The sequence below is a fragment of the Sphingopyxis sp. TUF1 genome (genome assembly GCF_036687315.1).
GTDB classification, from domain to species: Bacteria; Pseudomonadota; Alphaproteobacteria; order Sphingomonadales; family Sphingomonadaceae; genus Sphingopyxis; species Sphingopyxis kveilinensis.
The window spans coordinates 2,673,983-2,696,727 of sequence record NZ_CP144683.1 but is presented as its reverse complement, the minus strand read 5'-3'; the positions used below and the strand labels follow the sequence as shown (position 1 = coordinate 2,696,727).

Sequence of the window (22,745 nt, the reverse complement as noted above, 5' to 3'; positions counted from 1 at the left end):
GTCGGCCCTTATGGTATCGGAAACAGAAACCTCGGCCATCGGCAACGCGCTGGTGGTGCTCGGCGCGGCGGGCATTGTGATCCCCGCCTTCGCACGCTTTCGCCTGCCACCGGTCATCGGCTTCATCCTCGTGGGGATGCTCGTGGGGCCATCGGGGCTGGGCGCCCTTGCCGCTGACTATCCGTGGCTGCGACACGTCACGATCGGATCGACCGGGGACATTGCCCTGTTCGCCGAATTTGGTATCATTCTGCTGCTTTTCTCGATAGGGCTCGAGCTGTCGTTCCGCCGCCTGTGGCAGTTGAGGAAACTGGTGTTCGGCATTGGTGCCGCCGAACTGCTGTTCGGCGGTGCGATCCTTGGCGGCGCGTTGATGCTGTTCACCGATTATGCGACGCCTGCCGCTTTCGGCCTCGGCATCGCGCTGGCGCTGTCATCGACGGCGCTGGTGCTGCCGATCGCCGGTACCAAGTCGGCAGTGGGTCGCGCGTCCTTTTCGATGCTGCTGTTCGAAGATCTGGCGATCGTGCCGATCATCTTCATCCTTGGCGCCTTTGCGCCGAACCCGGCCGGCGACAGCACAGAATTGATGATCGCGACGCTGTGGCAGGGCGCCGCAGTAATCGCGGCGCTGGCAATCGGCGGCTGGTTCCTGCTTCCGCGCATCTTCGCTCAGGCCGCGCGCGCCAAAGATCCCGAACTCTTCCTCGCTGCCAGCCTGCTGGTGGTGATCGTCGCGGCGTTGGCAACGGCAGCGGTGGGCCTGTCGCCGATCGTCGGCGCTCTGCTGGCGGGCCTGATGATCGCAGAAACCGAATATCATGGCGAGGTCGAAGCGATCACCGCGCCGTTCAAGGGCCTCGCACTCGGCGTCTTCCTGATCAGCGTCGGTATGGGGCTGAACCTGCGAAAGATCGCCGATCAATGGCCCGAACTGATCCTGGCGGTCGTCGGCGTGATCGTGATCAAGGCGATCGTCACCGCTGCACTGCTGCGCTTTTCGGGGTTCGCGCGTCGCGGCACCGCTGCCGAGGTTGGTCTGCTGATGGCCAGCCCGTCCGAAACCACCTTGATCGTACTGGCCACAGCGCTGCAGGCACAGCTCATCAGCAGCGACACCGCCGAATTCTGGCAGCTCGTCACGGCGATCGGTCTGACGATCACCCCGCTGCTCGCGCGGGTCGGCCACGATATGGCACGGCGAATCGAGATGCGCAGCGGCGACGCTCAAGAGGAAGAAACGCCCGAAGACCGGACTATCATTGTTGGTTTCGGACGTGTCGGCCATACCGTCGCCGAACTGCTGCGCGAACACGGCCGGCCTTACGTCGCGGTCGATGCCGACATCGACACTGTGGCGTCCGCGCGGCGCGACGGCTTCCTTGTACATTTTGCTGACGTGGCGCGACCGGGCAGTCTCGACAAGCTGGGGATCGAAAATGCCCGGGCGATCGTGCTGACGATGGACGATCCGGTCCAGCAGCTGCGGATGACCAAGCAGCTGCGAAAGAAATTCCCCGATCTGCCGATCATCAGCCGCGCGCGCGACGCCGACCACGCCGCCGCACTCTATCAGGCAGGCGCGAGCGACGCGGTGCCCGAAACCCTCGAAAGCTCGCTGCAACTTGCCGAAGCCGTGCTGATCGATCTGGGCGTCGCAATGGGGCCGGTCATCGCGTCGATCCACGACGTTCGGGCCCGGATGCGCCACGACATCAAGACCAAGGGCAAGCTGGAACAAGAGCCGCGCATTCGCAAACTGCGATCGATCGTGCGGACGCCAGGCGGCGACGCAAGCTGACTTTACGACACACGCGGTCTTAGCGTCCCCCCACCACCGACACCGGCGCGCTGTTCAGTGCCGACGCATCGGCCAGCGTCATGCCATTGGGCAGAATCGCCAGCGACCATTGGCGATCGGGCGTCAGATATTGGCGAGCGAGCCGCTGCACATCGGCCGCGGTCACGGTCGAGATGTCGTCCTGGATCGAGAGCGCGGCCGCGGTGACGCGCGGATCGCGTGTCGCCCCTTCGAGCAGGAACATCCAATAGACGTTGCCCGTCGATGCGCGCGCGACCTGTTCGCGGATCGGGCCAGCATTGCGCGCCAGCTCGTCGGCGCTCACCGGCTGCGCGACAAGGTCGGCGGCGATGTCCCGCGCGATGCCGTAAAAGCGGTCGATGTCCTTTGGCGCGAGCAAGCTGCCGACGAGCAGGTAGCCGCCGCTGTCGAAGCCCGTGGGCCAGTGGCTGTCGACGACGGGGCCGTAGCTGGCGCCCTGTTCCGCACGTAGTCGATCGAACAGGCGGTCGTTGAAGATCGCTGCCAACACGTCGAGCGCGCGCGCGTCGCGCGGATTTGCAAGGCCCCCGCCGGTCGGCCAGGCGGTCATCGCCGCCGCCTGACCGCGCTCGCCGCGATGATAGGCGATTTCGGGTTCGGGCGACGGACGCGCAAAATCGACACGCTGGCCGCCGGGGGGCGCGAGCGTCGTGCGCGGTGGGAGGGCGCCCAGCGTTTCGGTCAGGATTTTCCGGTAATCGACCGATTCAAGGTCGCCGAAAATCTGCACCTCGACTGGCCCGCTGGCAAGCCGCGGTTCCCAGAAGGCGCGGAAAGCCGCGGGCGTCAACGCCTCAATCGCCGCCTTGTCGGGCGCCGCCCAGCGCGCGTCATTGCCCGTCAGCCAGCCGCGCAGATGGCGGTCGAGCACTGCATTGGGGGTCGCATCGTTGAGCTCATATCCCGTCAGATAGCCGATCCGCAGCCGCTCGACGGGCGCCGCGTCCCAGCGCGGCAGCGCAAGTTTGGCCGCCATCAGCCGGAGCTGGTCCGCAAGATCGGTGGGGCGACTTTCGGCCGAAAGCTCGAAGGCGTCGTCGTCGATCGCGAAATTCATCTGGATCTGCCGCCCATTGGTCAGCTGGTCGATCGCATTCTGTCCCCACGGACCGATGCCGCTCGCGACGAGCGCATAGTCACCGGTCCACAAGAGGTTCGGCGCATCGGCCGCGACACTGCGGTTCCCGGTGCCGAAACGCAGATTGACGCGCACCTTGCCCGGTTCAACCTTGTTGTTCGAGACGAGCGCGGTAACACCGTTCGACAGCTCGATCCGCTCGGCACGCAGCCCCGGCAGCGGCGCCGCCGCGACGATCGTGCCGGGCTTGCCGAGCGAAGGCAGCTGCTTGAAATCGGCGTCGACCGCCGCGAGCCGCTCGTCGCGCGCGGCGACCGGCGCCTTGAGCGCGGCGAGCACCGCCGCGTTTCCACCCGCCGACGTTGGCGTCGTCAGCACGACGCGCGTGACCGGTGCAGAGAAGATGGCGCGGCTGATCTCCATCATCACCTGCGGCGTGGCCGAAGCGCGGATCGCCTTGAACATATCGACCTGTCCCTGCGGGCTGGTCACGACCTCGTGGATGTCAACCGCGCGCACCATGTCGTCGGCGAGCCGTGCGCCGGGTTCGTTGCGCGCATTTTCCAGCTCTTTCACCAGAAAAGCCTCGATCTCGTTCGCTTCGCGGTCGATGTCCGCCTGCGACGGCGGCTTGCTCACGGCGTCGGCGATCACGCCGCGCACATCGGCGAGCGCGGCCTTCCAGTCGCTCAGGGGAACGATCGACGTCGCCGTGACGTCGGCGCTGCGGCTGACATATTGCTGTTCGACGGTCGCGACGAGATAGCTGCCGCCCGCGCGCGCGCGGTTTTCGAGCCGGCGGTTGACGAGCGCTTGGGCGATAAATTCCAGGTACAGCCGCCGCGTATTTTCGACCGTGTCGATGCGCTTTTTCCACGGCCGAACCATGGCGAGCGTCAGCGCGAGCGGCTGGTTCGGTTCGACAATCTCGCGCGCGGCTGGCGCCTTTGGATCGGGCTTGCCAAAGTCGGGATCGGCGGGATTGGGGCCCTCGGCTTTCCAGTCGCCATAATATTTGGCGATGAGCTGCGCAAACGTCGCGGGATCGCCATCGCCTACGATTACGACCACGGCGCGTTCCGGCCGATACCAGCGTGTATGAAAGGCGCCGACCGACGTCGCGCTCGCCTTGCCGAGCGAGGCTGTGGTGCCGATCGGCGAGCGGTCGCCGAGCAGTTGCCGGGCGAATAGATGCGCATTGGTTGCGTCGGCGATGCGTTTCTGCGGCCCGTCGGATTCGCGCAGCTCGGCCGTCACAACGCCGCGTTCGGCCGCAACCGCCAGTTCCGAGATTCGCGGTTCGCGCACCATACCGGCGAGCAACTTCATGCTTTCGTCGAGGTTCGCGGGCGTCACGCTGGGCAGGTCGAGTTGGTAGACCGTCTGCGTCGGCGTCGTCTGAGCATTGGAGTCGCTGCCGAAGGTTACGCCGAAACGTTGCCAGATGCGCTTCGCCTCGCCGTCGGGAATATGTTCGGACCCGCGGAAGGTCAGATGTTCGAGCAAATGCGCGTAGCCGCGTTCTTCCTCGGTTTCGAACATCGAGCCGACATCCATTCGCACGCGGATCGATACCTGCCCCGGAGGCACGCCATTATTGCGCACCGCATAACGCACGCCATTAGGGAGGACGCCGAACTGCCACGCGGTATCGCGCGGAATATCGCTGCCGACATAAAGCCAGTCGCTGTTCTTCGCCTGGCCCTGCGCATCGACCGGTGTCCCCGCTTGTCCGCTCGCGGTGAGCGGCGTCAGCAGCAGCGCAGCGACGGCACCGGTGAGCAGGGAACGGGCAAAATGAAGCGGCTGGCGCGCGGAGAGCAAGGACATTTCTCCATCTTATCGCCTTCGAACCTTGCTGGCCACTGAACTGTCGCTTGTCGGCAGCGAAGCGAGGGATTAGCCAGGGCCCATGACCGGCTTGACCGAAGATCCGCCCCCTGCCCCGCTCGCCGCGCTGGTTCAAATGACCAGCGGTATCGATCCCGCGGCAAATCTGGCGGTGATCGACCGCGCGATGGCCGAAGCGGCCGCACATGGCGCGGCGATGGTCTTCCTGCCCGAAATGTCGCTTTTGCTCGACCGCGATCGCGCGCGGTCGGCTACGCACATCGCGGCCGAAGCACAAAGCCCGTGGCCGCAGCAGCTGCAGGAGATGGCGCAACGTCACGGCTTATGGCTGCACACGGGCTCGATGCCGCTGCTGGCCGACGATGGCGAACGGCGCGTCAACCGCAGCCATGTCATCGCCGCCGACGGCAGCATCCGTGCGCGGTACGACAAGATTCATATGTTTGACGTGCAGTTGCCATCGGGAGAGAACTGGCAGGAATCGGCGGCCTACGCCGGAGGCGACGCCTTGAGCGTCGTCGAGACTCCGCTCGGGACGCTGGGGCTCAGCATCTGTTACGATCTGCGCTTTCCCGAACTCTATCGCGCGCTGGTTGACAGGGGCGCGACGCTGATCGCGGTCCCCGCTGCCTTCACCGTTCCGACGGGCGAGGCGCATTGGCACGTTCTGCTGCGCGCGCGCGCGATCGAAACGGGATGCCATATCGTCGCCGCGGCGCAGTGCGGCCAGCACGCCGACGGCCGCGCGACCTACGGCCACAGTCTCGCGGTCGATCCTTGGGGCGCGGTCTTGGCCGATGCCGCACGGACGGATGAAGCGAACGAGAAGGGTTATGCGCTGACGATCGTACCGATCGAGGCCGCCGCGGTCGAAAAGGCGCGGACGGCGGTTCCGCTGAGCCGGTCGCGCGCGATCCGCCGCATCGACCTTTAGGCAAACGCGTCAAACCTTTTCGCTGCGGCGCCAAAAGAAAGAACGGCCCTTCGACAAGCTCAGGGCGAACGGTTCATATTTAAGGCTTGCCGATCTGGGACAGGACCGATTGGCCGAGACGCTGCATTTTTATCTCGTCATCGGGGCGAAGGCCGGGATGACCGGTAGGCAGGAATCACATTTCAGCCAGAATCGGCGACGTTCTAAAGTCCGCCCACGAAGTGGGTTTGAGCCCGCCGGCTTCGCATCGTCATTGCGAGGAGCGGAGCGACGAAGCAATCTGCAGCCACCGTACTAACGCAGCGAAAGCTGGGGATTACTTCGCTGCGCTCGCAATGACGCCTACCGCCGCGAACGATTATCCGCGAATGCACAAAGGGCCCCGAGCGATGCTCGGAGCCCTTTGGTATCTTTAGCGATCAGCCGATCTTACGGGCTGGTCGGTTCATCGTCGTCGTTGTCCGACGCGATGATGATGCCGCCGATGACAGCTGCGAGAGCGAGGACCGCGATGATCCAGCTCGTGCTGCCTTCGAGTTCGCTCTGACCGTCAACCGCCGAAGCAGCGCGTGCCGCCGGAGCAGCCGATGCCGCGACAGGCGCCGCAATCATCGAGGTGGCTGCGAGGGAGATCGCAGCTTTCTTAAGCAGGTTCATCTTTTTCTCCGTCCACTGGATACTATTGTCGAATCACACCGCGGCACTTCCCCGGTCTGCTTCTGCCCGGCCTTTCTAAGCACAGGCTTCAGCAATTGCAACGACGTTTTGCCCTACATCCTGAAATCTTAGTAAATTCTAAATAAGCGATAGATTGTTTTCGGGTCGATCATCCACGCCGCACCCTGTCGAACGGCTCGCTGGTCACGGGATAGCCGAGATGCGGGGGGATGCAGAGGTGCGAGCGGCCATTGCGATCTTCGATCCATGGCGTAATGAGTTCGACCGGATAGTCGCGCGAATGCGCAGAAAAACCGGGGAAGTCCGGCACTTGTGCGAGGCGCTCCAGATTCCGGCGCGTTGGAAATATCACTGATGCCTCGCCGCGGTCGGCCATCGCCAGCGTCGCCGCGGCGCTCGCCCAGAAAATATGGCTGTGCTCGGCCTCTTCGACGGTGAGTTCGTGGCTGTGCGGCGGCGCGGCGACGGCATAAAAGCGCGTGTCGAAGGTTCGTGCCTCTTTGAAATTGGGACACCATCGCGCGAAAGGAACGAGCGATTCCAATGCGATTCGCTCGTCGCGCGTCGCCAATATGTCCGACAGCAGCGTTCCGCCCAGCAATGCACGCCGCACGTCGGCGACGTCGCGTTCGACAAGGCCGGGCCACCCGACCGCCAGCCCGGTTTCCTCCAGCGTTTCGCGCAGCGCTGCAACGCGTGCGGCCCCGTCCGCGGGATCAATATCCGGCGCGTGGCGGCGCGCAACTTCGTGATCGTCGGGATCGACCCGGCCACCGGGAAAGACGACTGCACCGGCAGCGAAAGCCATGTTCGCCGACCGCTTGACCATCAATATCTCGTCGGCGCCGCCGCTGTCCGACGGCCGCATGATGACCAGCGTCGCGGCGGGAATGGCGCCATCGGGCAGGCGCGCCTCGGGCACGGATGGCATAATGTCATCGCTCATGACTTTGGCGATAACCCCGCCGCTCGGCCTTGTCATCCCGCCATTGCGGGCGCGCGTGCGAGGGTGCAAGATGCCGTCCGGTGCCAAACGGTTAGGCGGGGAGCAGGCCATTGGGAATCGTCGAGATTTTAGGGGTCGCAGGCAGCCTGAGTCTGCTCGCCGGCTGGCGGCTTTACCTCACCATATTGGCGACCGGAGTGGCGATGCATTTCGGCTGGTTGCCGCTCCCCGAACATCTGGCGGCGCTCCAGGTGCTCGCAAACCCGTGGGTGCTCGGCGTTGCTGCGGTCGGCACGATCGCCGAATTCCTGGCTGACAAAGTCGCCTGGGTCGATTCGGTGTGGGACGCGGTCCACAGCGTTATCCGTCCGCTGGGCGGCGCACTGCTCGCGCTGGCGCTCGTCGATACGTCGGACCCGGCGTGGCAGGTGGTCGCCTTCCTGCTCGGCGGCGGGGGCGCGCTACTGAGCCATGGCGCGAAGGCGACGACGCGCGCGGTCGTCAATGTCAGCCCCGAACCCGTCAGCAACGCGGTGGTATCGACGGGGGAAGATGTCGCGACCGGCGGTCTGCTCGCGCTCGCAATTGCGTTTCCGCCGCTCGCGATCGTTATCGCGGTCCTGCTTGCGGTCGCTGCGGTGGTGGTCATTATTGCGCTGCGCCGCCTGCTCCGCAACATCAAGACGACGCTCAAGAAAGCGCTGGGCGACGCGCCGTCGTTGGACGCTTAGCCGGGGAGCAGCGCCTTCAGCGGCGTTTCAGTATCGGCAAGCTGCTCGGGCGTCGCGCGAAGCCCGGCGGTGACGATCATCCGGCCCTGCACATAATCCTTCGTCGCATTGACGCAATCGATGGCGATGACCTTCCCCGCCTTGAGATAGACGACCGAAAAGCTTCGGCTGGCGGGATCGCCGCGCAGCACCGCCTGATCGTGCCCAGTCGAAAGGCCCGCTGTCTGGAGCTTCAGATCATATTGGTTCGACCAGAACCACGGGATCGCCTGATACGGCACTTCGTCGCCGACGATGTGCTTGGCGACGACATTCGCCTGATCATTGGCGTTCTGCACCGATTCAAGGCGGATTACCGCGCCTTCGGCAAAATCATTCGCGTGCGCGGCGCAGTCGCCGATCGCAAAGATGTCGGGCAGGCTCGTTTTGCAGAAACGATCGACGAGCACACCGTTGCCGTCCGCCGCGCCCGCGGCGATCAACGGTTCGACCGCCGGCACGATGCCTATGCCGACGATGACGAGGTCGGCGGGGATCACTTCGCCGTCCGCCAGCCGCACCCCGGTGACGCGGGTGTCGCCTTCGATCGCGTCGACGCACACGCCGAGGCGCAGATCGACGCCATGATCGCGATGCTCCTTTTCGAAAAAGCGCGAGAGCTCGGTCCCTGCGACGCGCGCCAGCACGCGGTCAAGCGCCTCCAGCAACACGACTTTCTTGCCCGCCTTGCGGAGCACCGCGGCCGCCTCGAGCCCGATATAGCCGCCGCCGATGACAACGATCTGATCGGCAGTCAGCGACGCCGCCTTCATCGCATCGGCGTCGGCGCGCGTTCGCACGCCCTGCACGCCGGGCAGGTCGCCGCCCGCGATGGGGAGCATCCGCGGGCTGCCGCCGGTTGCCCAGACGAGCTTGCCATATCCGATTGCCTGCCCCGCGGCGGTGGAGACGCTGTGCGCGGCAGGATCGACCGAAACGACGCGCTGGCCGAGCAGCATCGTCACCTCGCGCTCGTCCCAATATTTGGCGGGGCGCAGCAGGATGCGCTCGAACTCCTTCTCGCCTGCGAAATATTCCTTCGACAGCGGCGGGCGTTCGTAGGGAAGCTCGGGTTCGTCGCCGATAATCGCGATGCTGCCGTCGAACTTCTGGGTGCGCAGCGCCACCGCCACCTGGGCCCCGCCATGCCCGGCACCAACGATCACCACGTCGAACTGCATTGCGCTTTTCTCCCGCACTTCGTCAGCGCGGCCGTTGCATGCGCGGCGTCGCAGGGCAAGTCGCCCTCGCCTCCTTCTTGCGAAAGAAAAAGTTGAAAACGGTCAGCCGGCGAGACGGAGCGGCAGATCGACGGCGGCGACATCGGATCGCAAAACCGCCACCCCCTCGTCCAGCTTGGCGGCGATAACGGCAGCCTGCGCAGCGTTCAGCCCGGCGACGACAATCTCGATGCGCATATGCGTCGGCAACAGGCGCATCGTCGTTGCGGCCGGGATCAGCGCGCGCTGCGCGAAAAAATTGACGACGCGCGGCAGCGATTGTGCGTCGGGAATCGCGTCGATTTCAAAGCGGTGCATCAGGCGGCCGCACGCTGCGCGCCCGCGATCACTTCTTCGGCCATTTCGTCGGCGACGAACGCGGGCGAGCGCCGTTCCCGCGCCGCGCGTTCGAGCAGCGCGCCGACCCGCGGGCCGATTTCGGCGACGCGCAGTTCGACGTCGCGGACGTCCTCGCCCAGATATTCCGCCGACACGTTGATGATGCCGCCCGCGTTGACGACATAGTCGGGCGCATAGACGATCCCGCGATCGAGCAGCAGCGCGGCAACGTCGGGGCTGGCAAGCTGGTTGTTCGCCGCGCCGCAGACGAGCTTTGCCTTCATGCCCGCGACCGTGTGACGGTCGAGTACGCCGCCGAGCGCACAGGGCGCGAAGATGTCGGCTTCCACTGTGGCGATTTCGGACACGTCGACAACTTCTGCGCCTAGCACGGCTTTCAAACGGTCGCGGCGTACCGGATTGACATCGGCGATCATCAGCCGCGCACCGGCATCGGCCAGACGGCGACACAGGTCGGCGCCGACATTGCCCGTGCCCTGCACCGCGACGGTCAGGCCGTCGAGCCCCCGGCCCAGCGCAAACTCGGCCGCGACCGCCATCGCATCGAACACGCCCTTGGCAGTCCATGGTGACGGATCTCCGCCCGCACGCCCCTCGGTCGAGGGCAGGCCGGCGACGTGGCGCGACGTTTGCGCGACTTCCTGCATGTCCTCGACATTCGTCCCGACGTCTTCGGCAGTGACGTAAATCCCGCCCAGTTCCTCGACCGCGCGGCCGAAGGCACGGAACAGCGCCACGCGGTCCCATTCACCCTCGGGCCGCCGCAGCACCGCCTTCGCGCCGCCGAGCGGCAGTCCGGCAAGCGCGTTCTTGTAGCTCATCCCCTCGGCGAGCCGCACCGCGTCGGCGAGCGCGTGGCTGGCGTCGGGGTAAGACCACAGGCGACAGCCACCCGCCCCCGGCCCAAGCGCGGTCGAGTGAATCGCGATGAATCCGTCGAGGCCGGCTTCGAGATCATAGAGGCGCACGCATTCGAGCGGCGGGGCCAGGCGGGCAAGACGGACGACCATGAAAACTCTCCTTGAATGGCGCGGTGCTTATTGCACCACCCGGCGGGGCGTTCTTGATCGCAATTTCATTGAGTGACAGATCTAGAGGATAGAATTTTCGTTCATTGACTGATATGCGAAATCAATGACCGACCTTGATCCATTTGAGATAAAGATTCTCCGCGAATTGCAACGCGACGCGAATCAGACGACGGCCGAAATCGCCGAGCGCGTCGGCCTGTCCGTGTCGCCCTGCTGGCGCCGCATCGACCGGCTCGAGCGCGAGGGTTTCATCCGGAAGCGCGTCGCGATCGTCGATCGCCGCAAGGTCGGGCTCAACGCGCATGTCTTTGCGCAGGTAAAGCTCAACGCCCACGGCCGCGCCAACCTCGACGAGTTCAGCGCCACGATCCAGGGCTTTCCCGAGGTTCTCGATGCCTATGTGCTGATGGGCACAACCGATTTCATGCTGCGCATCGTCGCGCGCGACATCGATGCCTATGAACGGTTTTTCTTCGATCAGCTGAGCAAGCTGCCCGGCGTCCAGGAAATCAACTCGACCGTTGCACTGTCCGAGATCAAGGCGACAACCGAACTGCCGCTGGGCTTCGAATGACCGCTCGCCCGAAACATGCGCAAAACATCTCGACGATCGGCGCGGCGGCCCTGTTGCTATTGTCGGTCGCAGGCTGCGCGCTCGACGCCAAACCGCCGCGCAACTTCGAAGAATGCCTGGCGCGCGGCAATCCCGCGATGCTCAGCTATCCGCGGCGGTGCCACGATCCCGGCAGTGGCACCACGTTTACCGAAGCCGCAGAGCCCGCGGATACGCTTCCAAATAATGGCTCGATCGACTGACGCGCGAAGAGCGGTTTGCTTCAGCGGTTCGGGATCGGCCCTGTAGCGAGGGCTGATCGCGGCATACTTTGGTCCGCTAGAAGGCTTGGCGATAGGCCGTTGCGTCGGGGGGCATCGCGGTGGCACAGTGGCGCGATGCGATCGGCTGACTTTGAGCTTCTGAAATGCCAGACACCGGGCACGCACGCGGTGGTCGCGCGATCGCGGCGCGCGTTCGCCCGGCACATGCACGAGCAGTTCGGCATCGGGGTGATCGAAAGCGGCGGCCAGATGTCACTCAGTGGCCGCGGGCAAATGGAGGCTGGACCCGGCGATGTCATCACCGTCAATCCGGGCGAGGTCCATGATGGCGCGCCCGTCGGCGACGACGGGCGCAGCTGGCGAATCCTTTACTTCGATCCCGCGGTCGTGAACCGGGCGGCCGAAGACATCTGGCCGGCCCGATCCGGCAGCTTCGAACTCGACCACCCGGTGCTGCGCGATCCCCGTGCGGCGAACCTCGCGAGGCGACTCTTCGATACCGCGGTTGTCGCCCAAGGTGCGATGCGGCACGAAGAATTATTGCTTGCGACCGTCGCAGCGCTCGGCGGACAGCACCGCCACGCCGATCGCGGAACGCCCGGGATCGCGATCGCGCGGGCGATGATCGATGAAGATCCGGCGGCGCCGGTCACGCTGGCCGATCTTGCGGCGGCGTCGGGTCTCGGCCGGTTCCAGTTGCTGCGATCCTTCGCCCGGTCGGTCGGTCTGACGCCGCATGCGTATCTCGTGCAACGGCGGGTGGAGACCGCACGCCACCTGATCGTTGAGGGCGCAGCGCTGGCCGACGCCGCCGCTGCGGCCGGCTTCGCCGACCAGAGCCATATGACGCGCGCCTTCGCGCGCCGCTTTGGCCTGACACCCGGCGCCTATACCGCCGCCCGGCGCTGACCCCACCGCAATTTCGTTCAAGACCCGGCCGGGCGATTGCGCCATCCGACTTCCGGTCAATCACCAGGAGGTCATATGGAGCATCAGGTTCGCGATTATGTGCACGGCTATGAGACCGGCGAAAGCGCGCGGCTGGAGGATCAGGCGTCGGCGCTAGCCTCGCTGCTCCACGCCGACACCGTCTATCCGCCGGGCAGCCGCGTCCTCGAAGTGGGCTGCGGGGTCGGTGCGCAGACGGTGCGGCTCGCACAGTCGAGCCCCGGCATCGACCTGACGGCGGTCGATATATCCGAAACGTCGCTGGCGGCGGCCAAAGCGCGCGCCGCGGCAGCGGGGCTGGAGGACGTTCGGTTTATCGCGGCCGACATCTTCGACCTGCCCTTTGCCCGCGCGTCGTTCGATCATATCTTCGTCTGCTTCGTCCTCGAACATCTGGCAGAGCCGCTTGCGGCGCTGCGTCTCTTGCGTTCCCTTTTGCGCGAGGGCGGGACAATCACGGTTGTCGAAGGTGACCACGGAACGACCTGTCTCCACCCTGACAGCGACGCCGCTCACGCCGCGGTTGAGGCGCTGGTGAAGCTTCAGCGCGCTGCGGGCGGTGACCCGAACATCGGCCGCCGCCTCTATCCGTTACTGATCGAAGCAGGGTTCGCGGCAGCCGAAGTTTCGCCGCGATTGGTCTATGCCGACGGCGCACGGTCGGACATGTCCGACCTGTTCACGCGCCGGACCTTCGCCGCGATGATCGCAGGGGTGCGCGAGCCTGCCGTCGACGCCGGCCTTGTCGAGGCGGACCGCTTCGACGCGGGCATCCGCGCCTTGCACCGGGCGGCCGAGCCCGACGGCACCTTCTGCTACACTTTTTTCAAGGCGATCGCGTCCGCGACTTGATCGCGCTCCCCTCACCTATCTCTCCGCAACAAAGGAAATTCCATGTTCTTCCGAATCCTGTCCTGTGCCGCCCTGCTCGCCGTCGCCAGCCCGGCAAGTGCTGAAGCGCCCTCCGCCCCACCAACCGATCCCGAGGCCGTCGTCCGCGCCTATACAGACGCCGCCAATGCCGGCGACATCGACCGTTTCCTCGGACTTTATGACCCCGCCATCCGGAAGTTTCGCTTCCCCGGCCAGATGACGTCGGAGGGGGTCGAGCACAACCGGCGCACATATGAAAAATCCTTTGCCGCCAACCCCGACCTCCATGTCGAAATCGTTGCCCTCATCCGGCTCGGCGACAAGGTCATGGTCCGCGACCGCGTCACCGGACTGGCAAACGGCGGCACCGCCGACGAACTGACCGTCTATCAGGTCGAGGGCGGACGAATTACCAATATCCTCTATGTCGAGCGCATCCCCGGCTAGTCAAATTTTGCTGTTGAAACATTATGTTACCTTTTGGAACGAGGGGGTCATCATAGGGGCATCATGCTCTGTTATGATAGGCGCCGTGCATGGGTCGCACCGCTGCGCGGACGGGGTTGGCAAGATCTGGAGGCTTTGGGTTGGTTAGATCGGCGTTGCGCCCGCAGGGCCCTTTCATCGGTCGAACACACCCATAATTCCGGTTCAGCAGTGCCGCCATCCCCGTCCGCCAGCTTGTGGCCGGATCGATGAGGGGATCGCGGCATGAACAAAGTTTCGCTAGCCCTGACGCTGTTGCTGGCGACGATAACCAGCGGTTGCGGAGGAGATACGCAAGATCCTCCGGCGCCGGCCCCCACGCCGGCACCGTCGCCCACCCCGACGCCGACGCCCACGCCGCCCCCGATCACCCAGCTCAACCTGCCGCGGGTCGGATGGGAGGGGGGCCCTGACTATTATGCGGCTTTTCCCAAGGCTGCTGCCGCAGGCTGGACTGACCCCGGATTTTTCCCGGTCGGGGCGTGGTACATGCGCGCCAACCAGCAATCGGACATCGACACGTATAAATCGCTGGGCTTCAACGCGACTTTCGAGATCGAACATCCGTCGTCGCTGCCGCTTTTCCGGTCGAACGGCATTCATGCGATCCACGGCCATCATGACAGTCCGAACCTGTCGTCGGAGACCGTCGGCTGGCTCCTTCCCGACGAGGCGGATATGTGGGGCGGCGCCGGCGACGCAGCCTGGACAGGAAATTATCCGGGACAGGGCCCGATATGTTCGCCGGCGAATGCGTCGTGCGGCTATACGATCATGCAGACTGCGCTCAACAGCCTGCCCGCGTTCGACGGCCGCCTGATGTTCTCCAATTTCGGCAAGGGCGTGATGTTCTGGCAGAGCGACGAGCAGGCACGGCGGTTCGTCGACGATTATACCAGCGCCTTTTCGGCCGACATATATTGGTACACCGACCTGGATGTGTGCCTCCACGCGCAGGGGCCCGTCCGCATTCCGGGCACGGGTCCGATCAGCGAATATACCGGCCTTCGCAATCTGACCGACGCGGAATGCCGCCGCGCGTCAAACTATGGCGTCACGATGCAGCGGATGCGCGACCTCGACGCCTTCAACGTCGGGCGCCAGCCCATTTATGCCTTCGTCGAGATCGGCCATCCCTTCAACGGACAGGGGCGAACGATCACGCCCGACCAGATGGCGGGCGCCGTCATGAGTTCGTTGATCAACGAGGCGCGCGGCATCATCTATTTCAAGCATAATTTCGGCGGCGCGTGCGTAACCAACGACGCGATCATCGATGGCTGTTCGCCCGCAACCAACGCCCGGCTTGCCGAAATCAACGGGCGGATCAAAACGCTTGCGCCGGTGCTGAATACCCAATCCTATGAATGGCAGTTCAACGCCGCGCTGGACACGATGCTGAAGGTTCAGGGCGGCGCCGTCTATGTCTTTGCGATGATCGGCCCCGCGCCCGCGCCCCTCACTACCCAGCCTTTCACCTTCACCCTGCCGCCGGAGATCGCGCACTACCGAAATGTCGAGGTGATGTTCGAAAACCGGACTCTGACGGCGGCGAACGGCCGGTTCGACGACGCATTCCCCCACGAGTGGACCTATCATGTGTACCGGATCACGCCTTAGCGGCGCCTTGGTCGCAACGCCTGTCACCGAACGGGCGCTTCGCCGCCGCACCTAAAGAGGCGCGGCGCCAAGGCCCGCGGTCATGTGCAATGGCGGCGGCTCTTTATCCGGCCGCCACCTTGTAATGCTTCATATGCGGGATGAAATCCATCTTGCCGATCGCCAAACCGGCGTTGCGGAGCAGCGCATAGGCCATCGTCACATGAAAATAAAAGTTCGGCATGATCCAGTCGCGGATGTCCTCTTCCGACGACATTACGAAACGCACGCCATTGGGTAGCGTCAGGTCGACGACGGCCGCGGCATCGGCCCATTCGGCTTCATCCGCCGCGTCCAGTTGCGAGCGGACCTCGGCAATCCGCTGACGAATCTCGGCGAGCGAGCGATATGAGTCTTCTTCCAGCGGAACAGCTTTCCCCCCAACCTGGTTGAGCGCGAGAAGCACCTGATTGAGCGCGACCCGGAACTGCAGTTCTAGCGGGAACATATCCTCGGTAAGCTTTTCGGCCAGCACGTCGTCGGTCATGCCTGCCTCGATTGCCTTGTCGACAAGGCGATCGAGCGTTCCGAGCATGTTTTGAAAAGTCATTCGAGCATAGCGAGCATATGACATTGTGTGTCCTTTAATAAATTTTGCTGGAAGATTGCATCTGGGACGACGATTGAAGCCAATTAATCACCGCCGAAAACGCTCCGCCTTGCGTCGATTTCGATATCGGGTCCGGGTAGCTTGGCCCGGCGTTGTGCCGCTCCGACGGCGGCCGGATGGGTCAAGCCGCACCATCGCCCGGCGCCTTGATCTGCGGGCCGCCGTGATCGGAAATATAGCATCCCGCACCCCATCGCACCCTGCCCTGCTCGCGCACCAGAACCTCGGAAACGAGGGCGCCTTTCTGGTTGCGATACTGGATGACCAGTGTTCCGACGCCCTCGAAAACGGCGTCGATGGTGAAGTGCAGATCTGGAATGCGCCGAAGCCCCTCGGCCCAATAGTTTCGAAGCGCTGCCTTGCCGTCGATACGGCCAGCTGTGTCGGGAAGCATCGCCGCCGCCAGCGGCGAGGAAAACACGACGTCATCATGGAACAGCGCGAGGACCCGATCGAGATCGTGCGCGTTCCAGGCCGCGCACCATTCGCGGGCGAACTGCCAACCCGTCACCTCCTCGTGTCTCCTGCCAATCCGCTCGTACAGGTCGCTTACGCCTGGACGCTTGCGCGTTATAATGGCGATAACGCACGAAAAGGCCAGTGATGTTCAGCCGCTTGGTTCGACCGTTCGCCGCATTGATCAGTGCAGCGGCGCGCGAAAAGGCCGAGAGATTTCCGGCGTGTGCTATAGACTATTCGCTGATCCGAAAGGCTCGACATGGACCTGCATCTCTGGCTTAGCTTGGCGGCCGCTTCGTTGGTGATGGCGCTGATCCCCGGCCCCGGGGTGGCGAGCATTATCGGCTTCGCGTTCAGCTCGGGCCGTGCCACCGCCCTTGCTTCGGTTGCGGGAATGGCGGTTGGGAACGCGCTTGCGATTTCGGTTTCGCTTGCCGGCGCGGGCGCGGTTCTGGGGGCGTCGGCCACCGCCTTCGCGATTCTAAAATGGGCCGGAGCGCTTTACCTGATCGTGATCGGCCTCATCGCCATCTTAAGAAGCAGCGGCGATGGCGGAGAACGCTCCGCATCACGTCCGATTACGCCGCGCGCGGCATTCATGACGAATATCGCCGTCGGGACTTTTCACCCGAAGACCATCCTGTTCTTCGTGGCTTTCGCCTCTCAGTTCATTCGGCCCGACCAGCCCTATCTGCCCCAGGCCGCGCTCCTTGCCGCGACATTCACCGTGATCGCAGCGACGACCGACACACTCTATGCCTTGACGGCATCCACCGCCTCGGGATTGATCCGACGCGAAGGCGTCAGGAAGTGGTGCCAGCGCGCGGGCGGCGCGGCGGTAATGTCCGCCGGTTTGGCAATGGCGAGCCTGAAGCGTTAAGCGGCGCGCGGCGGCGACCACCCCGCGCCGCGATCGGGGGGCCTGAAACGATCCGTTTTTGCAAAAGCCTGTCCATAACCCCTTAAAATCTACAATATGACGAGGACTCCATGACGTTTGCCGATGAAAAACTTCCCACCCTCGCCGTACTCGATTCCCGCATGGCTTACCGGGAGCAAGGGTCGCGCGAGGCGCCCGTCGCGCTGTTCCTGCACGGCAACCCGACATCGTCCTATATCTGGCGCGACATTCTTCCGCATGTGGCACCGGTCGCGCGTTGCATCGCGCCCGATCTCATCGGCTTCGGACAGTCGGGTAAACCCGACATCGAGTACCGGTTCATCGATCATGTCCGCTACCTCGATGCCTTCCTTGAGGCCGCCGGCATCGATTCCGCCTATATTGTCGCCCAGGACTGGGGCACTGCGCTCGCCTTCCATCTCGCTTCGCGTCGCCCGGAAATGATCCGCGGCCTCGCGTTCATGGAATTCATTCGGCCGTTTCCCGACTGGGACGCATTTCACCAGTCGGACGGGGCGCGCCAGACCTTTCGCATGTTCCGTACGCCGGGTGCGGGCGAGGACGCCATTATCACGCATAATGCCTTCATCGAGCGTGTGTTGCCGGGGTCGATAAAGCGCGAACTCAGCGAGGAGCAAATGAACGTCTATCGCGCGCCGTTCGTGGACGCCAACACGCGCAAGCCGATCTGGCGGCTTCCCAACGAGCTGCCAATCGCAGGCGAGCCGGCCGATGTGGCGGCGATGCTGGAGCAGGCTCATGCCGATCTTGCGGCATCGCATTACCCCAAGCTGCTGTTTGCCGGCGACCCCGGCGCGCTCGTATCGCCAGCCTTTGCGGAGAGTTTTGCCGCGGGACTGCAGAATTGCCGCGTCGTGCAGCTCGGCGCCGGGGCCCATTATCTGCAGGAGGATCATCCGCATACCATCGGACGCGAGGTCGCCGCATTCATCAGCGCCGCCGAAAGCTGAAAAGCGCCGCTACGCGATCACGAGGTGAAGGTCTGTTCAACGACGCTTGCTCCGCACAAATCTTTACAGCGTTGGATTTCCACCGCGCCCGTCAAATTCGGGCGGCGGTGGGCGGCGAATGAGCCTCCCGAAGCGCGACCTTGTGAATCTTTCCAGTCACCGTCTTTGGCAAATCGTCGAGAATTTCGAACATGCGTGGCTGTTTGTAGCCGGTCAGCCGATCCCTACAGAAATCGCGCAATTCATCTTCGGTGGCAGTCGCGCCGGGCTTGAGCGAAACAACCGCTTTCACCGTTTCGCCGCGATAGGCGTCCGGCACGCCGATAACCGCTGCCTCGCGAACGGCAGGATGCGAATAGAGCACATCTTCGACCTCGGTGGGCCAGACCTTGAAGCCGGAGGCGATAATCACGTCCTTTTTACGGTCGACCAGGAATATCCAACCGTCCGCGTTCATAATCGCAATATCGCCCGACTTCAGCCAGCCGTCGTCGGTAAGGACCGCTGCCGTTTCAGCCTCGCGCCGCCAGTAGCCAGCCATGATCTGCGGGCCCCGCATCCAAAGCTCGCCCTCGGCTCCCGGGGGGAGGATGTTACCATCATCGTCGCAGATCAATATCTCGACCCCTGGGATCGGTATACCGATCGACAGGACGCCCCGATCGCCGTCGGCGGGGATCGGCACGCCGAAGGGGGTGAAGACGGTGGGCGCCGTCGTCTCGGTCATGCCATATCCGATGTGCAGCGACACGCCGAGACGGTCATTCACCTCGGCATGGAGCGCCGGCGGCACCGGAGCGCCGCCCGTCGTCACGGCGTCGAAGGATCTGAAATCCTCGGCGGTGACCCCCGGCGCGTTCATCAGTGCGTTATAGGCCGTGATCGCCGCGGTGATGTTCGTCGGACGATGCTGGCGAATGATCGGAAGGATCACATCAGCCTGCATCCGGAACGGCAGGATCAGCGACGCCCCCGAAACCACCGCGGCGCCCAGATGGCACACATAGCCGGTGATGTGAAATAGCGGCGCCGCGGCGAGAATCCGGCTGTCCGCGGTCACCGAAGTCAGGTTGCGATACATCAGGGCGTTCGACACGATGCTCCGATGCCGGATCATCGCACCCCGCGGCGTTCCCGTCGTTCCCGACGTGTACATGATGAGACCCAGATCATCTTCGGACAGCTCGGCAAGTTCGACCTTGCGCGAGCGATTGGCGTCCAGAATGTCGGTCAGCGATTGGTATCCCTCGCCGGACGGCAGCGTGTCTCCCCGGTAATCCTCTGCAGCCGTCAAAACGATTTCGGCATCCGCCGCTGCCTCGTCCAGGCCGCTTCGGATATGGGCAAACTGCGCGGGATCGCCAAGTACGATCTTTGGCGTGCAGTCGGAAAATATCCGCGCGAGCTCGGGACCTCGATAGAGCGGATTGCTGGGCACGGGGATTGCTCCGAGTTTCCACGCCGCAAAGACGGCGATGGCAAAGCCCGGGACATTCTGCAGGACGATCGCGATGCGATCGCCGAATGCCACCCCCCGGTCGGTCATCCAGGCCGCAAGGGCATCGCTCATATCGTCGAGATCTGCCCAACTGATCACCGCATCGAAATAAAATACTCCCGGCCTGTCGGCGCGTTCGGCAACCGTCGCCTTCAGCCAGGCGAGCATCGTCGAAAATTCTCGCGGCGGGATATCCCAGTTCGAAGGATACTGTCTCTCCCATGGCCTGACTGCGTAGAAAGCAGCGGCTGGCGGATCACCGTAAACCGATATGCTCATCGATTTGCCCCTATGCCCAGAAAAGCGCTCAGAAAGTCGAGATGCCGTTCTCGCCATTCAGAGCGCACATTCGTCTCGTTTCCGAATTCCAGAAATGATCCGCTTGCGGCTTCCGGCCAGGCAATGCCGTCCATGTCGCCAGGCAACCCTGCTGCCGCAAACCGTACCCACGCATGCCGGATCGATTTCGCCAGTTGAACGTCGCGAATGTCAGGTGCCACCGTGGCCGCACCGGCGGGCGGGCGGTCCAGATGACCAAAAACATAAGGAATCTCACCGCCGTGATGCGGGCCGTCCGGTGCCCCTGCTCGCCTTTTGCTGAACAGATATCGATAGGTTCTGCGCTGATACTCGCCGAGCCGTCGAGCCAGTTCGCGCGCGCCGAGCTGGAACTGCGTATCGCCGAACAGAGCGGCAATGGCTTGGCGCGACTGAACGTCGCCTGCAGCCGGATAGAGCTGCTTCGCCTCGTCGGCCGCGGCGCCGAAATCCGCATCGATAATGGCGGCCCAATCCCTTCGATCGTCGATCTTCCAGTCGGCGACGAGCCGACTGCCCTCGTCGGCGTTGCTCCCGACGATTGTCGGCACCGACGCTACCTGCCCGTTGGAAAAAGCGACATGCTCATCGGCCGGGATGATCCAGCCATCACGGATCGGCCTCAGGATGCGCGCCGCGGTCAGGCTGCGCTGGGCCGGGACAAGCTTCGTTTCCAGCGCCAGAATCTCCTCGGAAGACCGACCGCGCAAATCAGCAATCCCGCCGAGCCGAACGCCCGCAAGGACGGCCTGATCGAGCCCCGCTAATGGCCGGAAAGCGCCTGCGCTTTGAAGGATCGCCTGGTTGAACAGCCCCTTGGCGAGCGGAGAAACAAGGAGAAGAGCGGCCGCTGCGCCACCCGACGAAACACCGAATATTGTGATGCGGTCGGGATTGCCCCCGAATGCGGCGATATTGTCCCTTATCCAGCGCAGCGCGGCGATCTGGTCGAGCAGTGAGTAATTTCCCGCGCTTCCATGTTCCGATTCAGAAGCGAGATCGGGGTGGGCGAGAAACCCGAAAATCCCGAGGCGAAATCCGACCGATATGCAGATGACGCCATCACGCGCGAAGACCGCCGGATCGGTCCGGCGATCGGATGCGCTTCCGAACATGAACGACCCGCCGTGAAACCAAACCATCACGGGAAGATGTTCGCCGCCGCCTTCGGGAACCGCGACGTTGAGATACAGGCAATCTTCCGCCGAACCGGCCGCCCGCGAATGCGCCTGCAGGGGCGAAGCGCGTTGCATGGCGTCGGGACCGAAGCTGGTCGCATCGCGGATCCCGGACCACCGCGGTGCACTTGTCGGCGGTCTCCAGCGGTTTTCGCCTGTAGGCGGCGCGGCATAGGGAACGGCGCGAAACTCGATCGCCCCCGGGACCCGCACGCCGCGCAAATCCCCCGCAGGGGCTTTTACGATGTAGTCCGCGCCGGTCACGCCTCTTCAAGCCGCCAAGAGGCAAAGGCCGCGCCGACGCCGGTGCCCGCCGGGGTGCGATAGAGTGGAACATATTCTGTCCAGCTCGACGGACGCCCCGCGAGCGCCCCGATGGCCAGGATCCAGTTCAGTATCTCCGACGACCCCGACAGCAAGGCTTCCCGCGGAATCGACCGAAGCGCTTCGGCATCGCCGACCTGGATCGCTTTCAGCACGCGCTGGTCGAGGTCCTCGTCGACGACGAAGTGGCTAAGCCCTCCCGATGCGATGATAGCAACCCGCAAATCGGGCTCCCACGCCTCGATCGACGCACGGACATGACGACCGATATCGAAGCAGCGCGCGGCGCTGAGGACATTTGGCGGGAAATAGGTATTGAGCAGGATCGGCACCACGGGAATCTGCCGATCGCCAAAGAGCCGCCGGATCACGAAGCCATAGGCGTGGCCGAAGCCGGCGCGCGCCGGGTCGCTGACGCGCGCCGAGCTCCCGATGTCGACATCACGATCCAGAAGCCCCCGGATCATCGCCAGTGCAAGGTCCTGCTTACCGGGGAAGATATGATAGTCGTCCATCGCATACCCTTTTCGCGCGGTCACGCGCCATTCGGGTAGCCCGTCTTCGGGGGAGGAATGCATCACCAGTTCCTCGCCATGGAATATGGCGATGGCCGGCAGATTCTCCATCCCGAACAATTCATCCTGGTCGTCGCCGACGATGACCACGACGTCCACCGCCGCAGCCTCCAGGTCCGCGGCCAGCCGGTCGAGCGCCGCGGAACACGCATCTGCCTTTTCGGTCAGCCGATCGATTTCGATCTCGCTTTGATATTTTCCGCCCGACAGCTCGAGGAGCTGCGGATAATCGAGCATGCGTCCGTCGGAGAGATTGAGCGCCGTGCTGGCGTAATCGGCCTTCGCCCGTTCAACCCAATGTTTGGGATCGAGGGTCAGCATGGGCGAATGCGCTGTTCCTGCGGCATATACGATCTTGGCCATGACCTCTCCCTTTGTTCCGACTAGGGCTTTCGAT

Annotated in this window: 22 protein-coding genes; 11 read left to right on the top strand and 11 right to left on the bottom strand. The window is 64.0% G+C overall.

What is annotated here, in order from left to right; translation table 11 throughout:
- Window positions 1–10 precede the first annotated feature (10 nt).
- Window positions 11–1,801, top strand: coding sequence for a cation:proton antiporter (locus VSX77_RS12680; protein WP_338424973.1), 1,791 nt, complete (start codon window positions 11–13; stop codon window positions 1,799–1,801).
- A gap of 19 nt (window positions 1,802–1,820) precedes the next feature.
- Here VSX77_RS12680 and VSX77_RS12675 read toward each other — a convergent pair whose 3' ends face one another.
- Entirely contained in the window at window positions 1,821–4,751 is a 2,931-nt protein-coding gene (locus VSX77_RS12675) for a M16 family metallopeptidase (protein ID WP_338424972.1), read from the bottom strand.
- Between the two features lie 82 nt (window positions 4,752–4,833).
- Here VSX77_RS12675 and VSX77_RS12670 point away from each other — a divergent pair, with 82 nt between their 5' ends.
- Window positions 4,834–5,706 carry a carbon-nitrogen hydrolase family protein gene (locus VSX77_RS12670; protein ID WP_338424971.1) on the top strand — a complete coding sequence of 291 codons (873 nt, stop codon included), beginning with the start codon at window positions 4,834–4,836 and terminating at the stop codon, window positions 5,704–5,706.
- Between the two features lie 429 nt (window positions 5,707–6,135).
- Here VSX77_RS12670 and VSX77_RS12665 read toward each other — a convergent pair whose 3' ends face one another.
- Window positions 6,136–6,363, bottom strand: coding sequence for a hypothetical protein (locus tag VSX77_RS12665; RefSeq protein ID WP_041384001.1), 228 nt, complete (start codon window positions 6,361–6,363; stop codon window positions 6,136–6,138).
- Window positions 6,364–6,532: 169 nt separating this feature from the next.
- Window positions 6,533–7,330, bottom strand: a complete 798-nt coding sequence (locus tag VSX77_RS12660) for an NUDIX hydrolase (protein ID WP_338424970.1) — start codon at window positions 7,328–7,330, stop codon at window positions 6,533–6,535.
- A 110-nt stretch (window positions 7,331–7,440) separates the two neighbouring features.
- Between VSX77_RS12660 and VSX77_RS12655 the strand changes: the two genes are divergently transcribed.
- Window positions 7,441–8,061, top strand: coding sequence for a DUF4126 domain-containing protein (locus VSX77_RS12655; protein ID WP_338424969.1), 621 nt, complete (start codon window positions 7,441–7,443; stop codon window positions 8,059–8,061).
- Here VSX77_RS12655 and VSX77_RS12650 read toward each other — a convergent pair.
- From VSX77_RS12650 to VSX77_RS12640, 3 genes are all read right to left on the bottom strand, one after another.
- Window positions 8,058–9,281, bottom strand: coding sequence for an NAD(P)/FAD-dependent oxidoreductase (locus VSX77_RS12650; RefSeq protein ID WP_338424968.1), 1,224 nt, complete (start codon window positions 9,279–9,281; stop codon window positions 8,058–8,060). The genes VSX77_RS12655 and VSX77_RS12650 overlap by 4 nt on opposite strands.
- 102 nt (window positions 9,282–9,383) lie before the next feature.
- A complete protein-coding gene (locus VSX77_RS12645) occupies window positions 9,384–9,638 on the bottom strand; it encodes a hypothetical protein (protein ID WP_338424967.1) in 255 nt (84 codons plus the stop codon).
- Window positions 9,638–10,690, bottom strand: coding sequence for a Leu/Phe/Val dehydrogenase (locus tag VSX77_RS12640; RefSeq protein WP_338424966.1), 1,053 nt, complete (start codon window positions 10,688–10,690; stop codon window positions 9,638–9,640). The genes VSX77_RS12645 and VSX77_RS12640 overlap by 1 nt, the downstream gene beginning before the upstream one ends.
- A 124-nt stretch (window positions 10,691–10,814) precedes the next feature.
- Here VSX77_RS12640 and VSX77_RS12635 point away from each other — a divergent pair, with 124 nt between their 5' ends.
- The 6 genes from VSX77_RS12635 (at window position 10,815) to VSX77_RS12610 (ending at window position 15,475) form a co-directional block, all read left to right on the top strand.
- Window positions 10,815–11,285, top strand: coding sequence for an Lrp/AsnC family transcriptional regulator (locus VSX77_RS12635; RefSeq protein WP_338424965.1), 471 nt, complete (start codon window positions 10,815–10,817; stop codon window positions 11,283–11,285).
- A complete protein-coding gene (locus VSX77_RS12630) occupies window positions 11,282–11,527 on the top strand; it encodes a hypothetical protein (RefSeq protein WP_338424964.1) in 246 nt (81 codons plus the stop codon). Before VSX77_RS12635 ends, VSX77_RS12630 begins: the two co-directional genes overlap by 4 nt.
- Before the next feature lie 135 nt (window positions 11,528–11,662).
- Window positions 11,663–12,457 carry an AraC family transcriptional regulator gene (locus VSX77_RS12625; RefSeq protein ID WP_338424963.1) on the top strand — a complete coding sequence of 265 codons (795 nt, stop codon included), beginning with the start codon at window positions 11,663–11,665 and terminating at the stop codon, window positions 12,455–12,457.
- A gap of 75 nt (window positions 12,458–12,532) precedes the next feature.
- Window positions 12,533–13,348: a methyltransferase domain-containing protein gene (locus VSX77_RS12620; protein ID WP_338424961.1), complete on the top strand. Its 816-nt coding sequence runs from the start codon at window positions 12,533–12,535 to the stop codon at window positions 13,346–13,348.
- 42 nt (window positions 13,349–13,390) lie between these two features.
- Window positions 13,391–13,816 (top strand): nuclear transport factor 2 family protein, encoded by a 426-nt coding sequence (locus tag VSX77_RS12615; protein WP_338424960.1) that lies wholly within the window; start codon window positions 13,391–13,393, stop codon window positions 13,814–13,816.
- A gap of 264 nt (window positions 13,817–14,080) precedes the next feature.
- On the top strand, window positions 14,081–15,475 hold the full coding sequence (locus VSX77_RS12610; protein WP_338424959.1) for a hypothetical protein: 1,395 nt from the start codon (window positions 14,081–14,083) through the stop codon (window positions 15,473–15,475).
- A gap of 103 nt (window positions 15,476–15,578) precedes the next feature.
- Here the strand turns inward: VSX77_RS12610 and VSX77_RS12605 are convergent, their stop codons facing one another.
- Together VSX77_RS12605 and VSX77_RS12600 are read right to left on the bottom strand one after the other, a co-directional pair.
- Window positions 15,579–16,064: a DUF1993 family protein gene (locus VSX77_RS12605; protein ID WP_338424958.1), complete on the bottom strand. Its 486-nt coding sequence runs from the start codon at window positions 16,062–16,064 to the stop codon at window positions 15,579–15,581.
- Between the two features lie 181 nt (window positions 16,065–16,245).
- Entirely contained in the window at window positions 16,246–16,635 is a 390-nt protein-coding gene (locus VSX77_RS12600) for a nuclear transport factor 2 family protein (protein WP_338424957.1), read from the bottom strand.
- A gap of 207 nt (window positions 16,636–16,842) precedes the next feature.
- On the opposite strand from VSX77_RS12600, the gene VSX77_RS12595 reads away from it, so the two are divergent.
- Together VSX77_RS12595 and VSX77_RS12590 are read left to right on the top strand one after the other, a co-directional pair.
- On the top strand, window positions 16,843–17,463 hold the full coding sequence (locus VSX77_RS12595; RefSeq protein WP_338424956.1) for a LysE family translocator: 621 nt from the start codon (window positions 16,843–16,845) through the stop codon (window positions 17,461–17,463).
- 110 nt (window positions 17,464–17,573) lie between these two features.
- Window positions 17,574–18,455, top strand: a complete 882-nt coding sequence (locus VSX77_RS12590) for a haloalkane dehalogenase (RefSeq protein WP_338424955.1) — start codon at window positions 17,574–17,576, stop codon at window positions 18,453–18,455.
- Between the two features lie 91 nt (window positions 18,456–18,546).
- On the opposite strand, the gene VSX77_RS12585 is transcribed toward VSX77_RS12590, so the two are convergent.
- The 3 genes from VSX77_RS12585 to VSX77_RS12575 all read right to left on the bottom strand — a co-directional run bounded on the left by VSX77_RS12585 (window position 18,547) and on the right by VSX77_RS12575 (window position 22,711).
- On the bottom strand, window positions 18,547–20,121 hold the full coding sequence (locus tag VSX77_RS12585) for a class I adenylate-forming enzyme family protein (protein WP_338424954.1): 1,575 nt from the start codon (window positions 20,119–20,121) through the stop codon (window positions 18,547–18,549).
- Between the two features lie 107 nt (window positions 20,122–20,228).
- Window positions 20,229–21,713, bottom strand: coding sequence for a carboxylesterase/lipase family protein (locus VSX77_RS12580; RefSeq protein WP_338424953.1), 1,485 nt, complete (start codon window positions 21,711–21,713; stop codon window positions 20,229–20,231).
- Window positions 21,710–22,711, bottom strand: coding sequence for an extradiol ring-cleavage dioxygenase (locus VSX77_RS12575; RefSeq protein WP_338424952.1), 1,002 nt, complete (start codon window positions 22,709–22,711; stop codon window positions 21,710–21,712). Before VSX77_RS12575 ends, VSX77_RS12580 begins: the two co-directional genes overlap by 4 nt.
- Window positions 22,712–22,745: the final 34 nt, after the last annotated feature.

Excerpts from the sequence above, each read along its gene's own strand:
- VSX77_RS12605 (WP_338424958.1), bottom strand. The coding sequence starts at position 16,064 with ATGACTTTTCAAAACATGCTCGGAACGCTCGATCGCCTTGTCGACAAG.
- VSX77_RS12630 (WP_338424964.1), top strand. The coding sequence starts at position 11,282 with ATGACCGCTCGCCCGAAACATGCGCAAAACATCTCGACGATCGGCGCG.
- VSX77_RS12670 (WP_338424971.1), top strand. The coding sequence starts at position 4,834 with ATGACCGGCTTGACCGAAGATCCGCCCCCTGCCCCGCTCGCCGCGCTG.
- VSX77_RS12620 (WP_338424961.1), top strand. The coding sequence starts at position 12,533 with ATGGAGCATCAGGTTCGCGATTATGTGCACGGCTATGAGACCGGCGAA.
- VSX77_RS12640 (WP_338424966.1), bottom strand. The coding sequence starts at position 10,690 with ATGGTCGTCCGTCTTGCCCGCCTGGCCCCGCCGCTCGAATGCGTGCGC.
- VSX77_RS12625 (WP_338424963.1), top strand. The coding sequence starts at position 11,663 with ATGCGATCGGCTGACTTTGAGCTTCTGAAATGCCAGACACCGGGCACG.
- VSX77_RS12590 (WP_338424955.1), top strand. The coding sequence starts at position 17,574 with ATGACGTTTGCCGATGAAAAACTTCCCACCCTCGCCGTACTCGATTCC.
- VSX77_RS12595 (WP_338424956.1), top strand. The coding sequence starts at position 16,843 with ATGGACCTGCATCTCTGGCTTAGCTTGGCGGCCGCTTCGTTGGTGATG.
- VSX77_RS12635 (WP_338424965.1), top strand. The coding sequence starts at position 10,815 with ATGACCGACCTTGATCCATTTGAGATAAAGATTCTCCGCGAATTGCAA.
- VSX77_RS12645 (WP_338424967.1), bottom strand. The coding sequence starts at position 9,638 with ATGCACCGCTTTGAAATCGACGCGATTCCCGACGCACAATCGCTGCCG.
- VSX77_RS12680 (WP_338424973.1), top strand. The coding sequence starts at position 11 with ATGGTATCGGAAACAGAAACCTCGGCCATCGGCAACGCGCTGGTGGTG.
- VSX77_RS12575 (WP_338424952.1), bottom strand. The coding sequence starts at position 22,711 with ATGGCCAAGATCGTATATGCCGCAGGAACAGCGCATTCGCCCATGCTG.
- VSX77_RS12610 (WP_338424959.1), top strand. The coding sequence starts at position 14,081 with ATGAACAAAGTTTCGCTAGCCCTGACGCTGTTGCTGGCGACGATAACC.
- VSX77_RS12675 (WP_338424972.1), bottom strand. The coding sequence starts at position 4,751 with ATGTCCTTGCTCTCCGCGCGCCAGCCGCTTCATTTTGCCCGTTCCCTG.
- VSX77_RS12650 (WP_338424968.1), bottom strand. The coding sequence starts at position 9,281 with ATGCAGTTCGACGTGGTGATCGTTGGTGCCGGGCATGGCGGGGCCCAG.
- VSX77_RS12585 (WP_338424954.1), bottom strand. The coding sequence starts at position 20,121 with ATGCTCGCCTGGCTGAAGGCGACGGTTGCCGAACGCGCCGACAGGCCG.
- VSX77_RS12660 (WP_338424970.1), bottom strand. The coding sequence starts at position 7,330 with ATGAGCGATGACATTATGCCATCCGTGCCCGAGGCGCGCCTGCCCGAT.
- VSX77_RS12665 (WP_041384001.1), bottom strand. The coding sequence starts at position 6,363 with ATGAACCTGCTTAAGAAAGCTGCGATCTCCCTCGCAGCCACCTCGATG.
- VSX77_RS12615 (WP_338424960.1), top strand. The coding sequence starts at position 13,391 with ATGTTCTTCCGAATCCTGTCCTGTGCCGCCCTGCTCGCCGTCGCCAGC.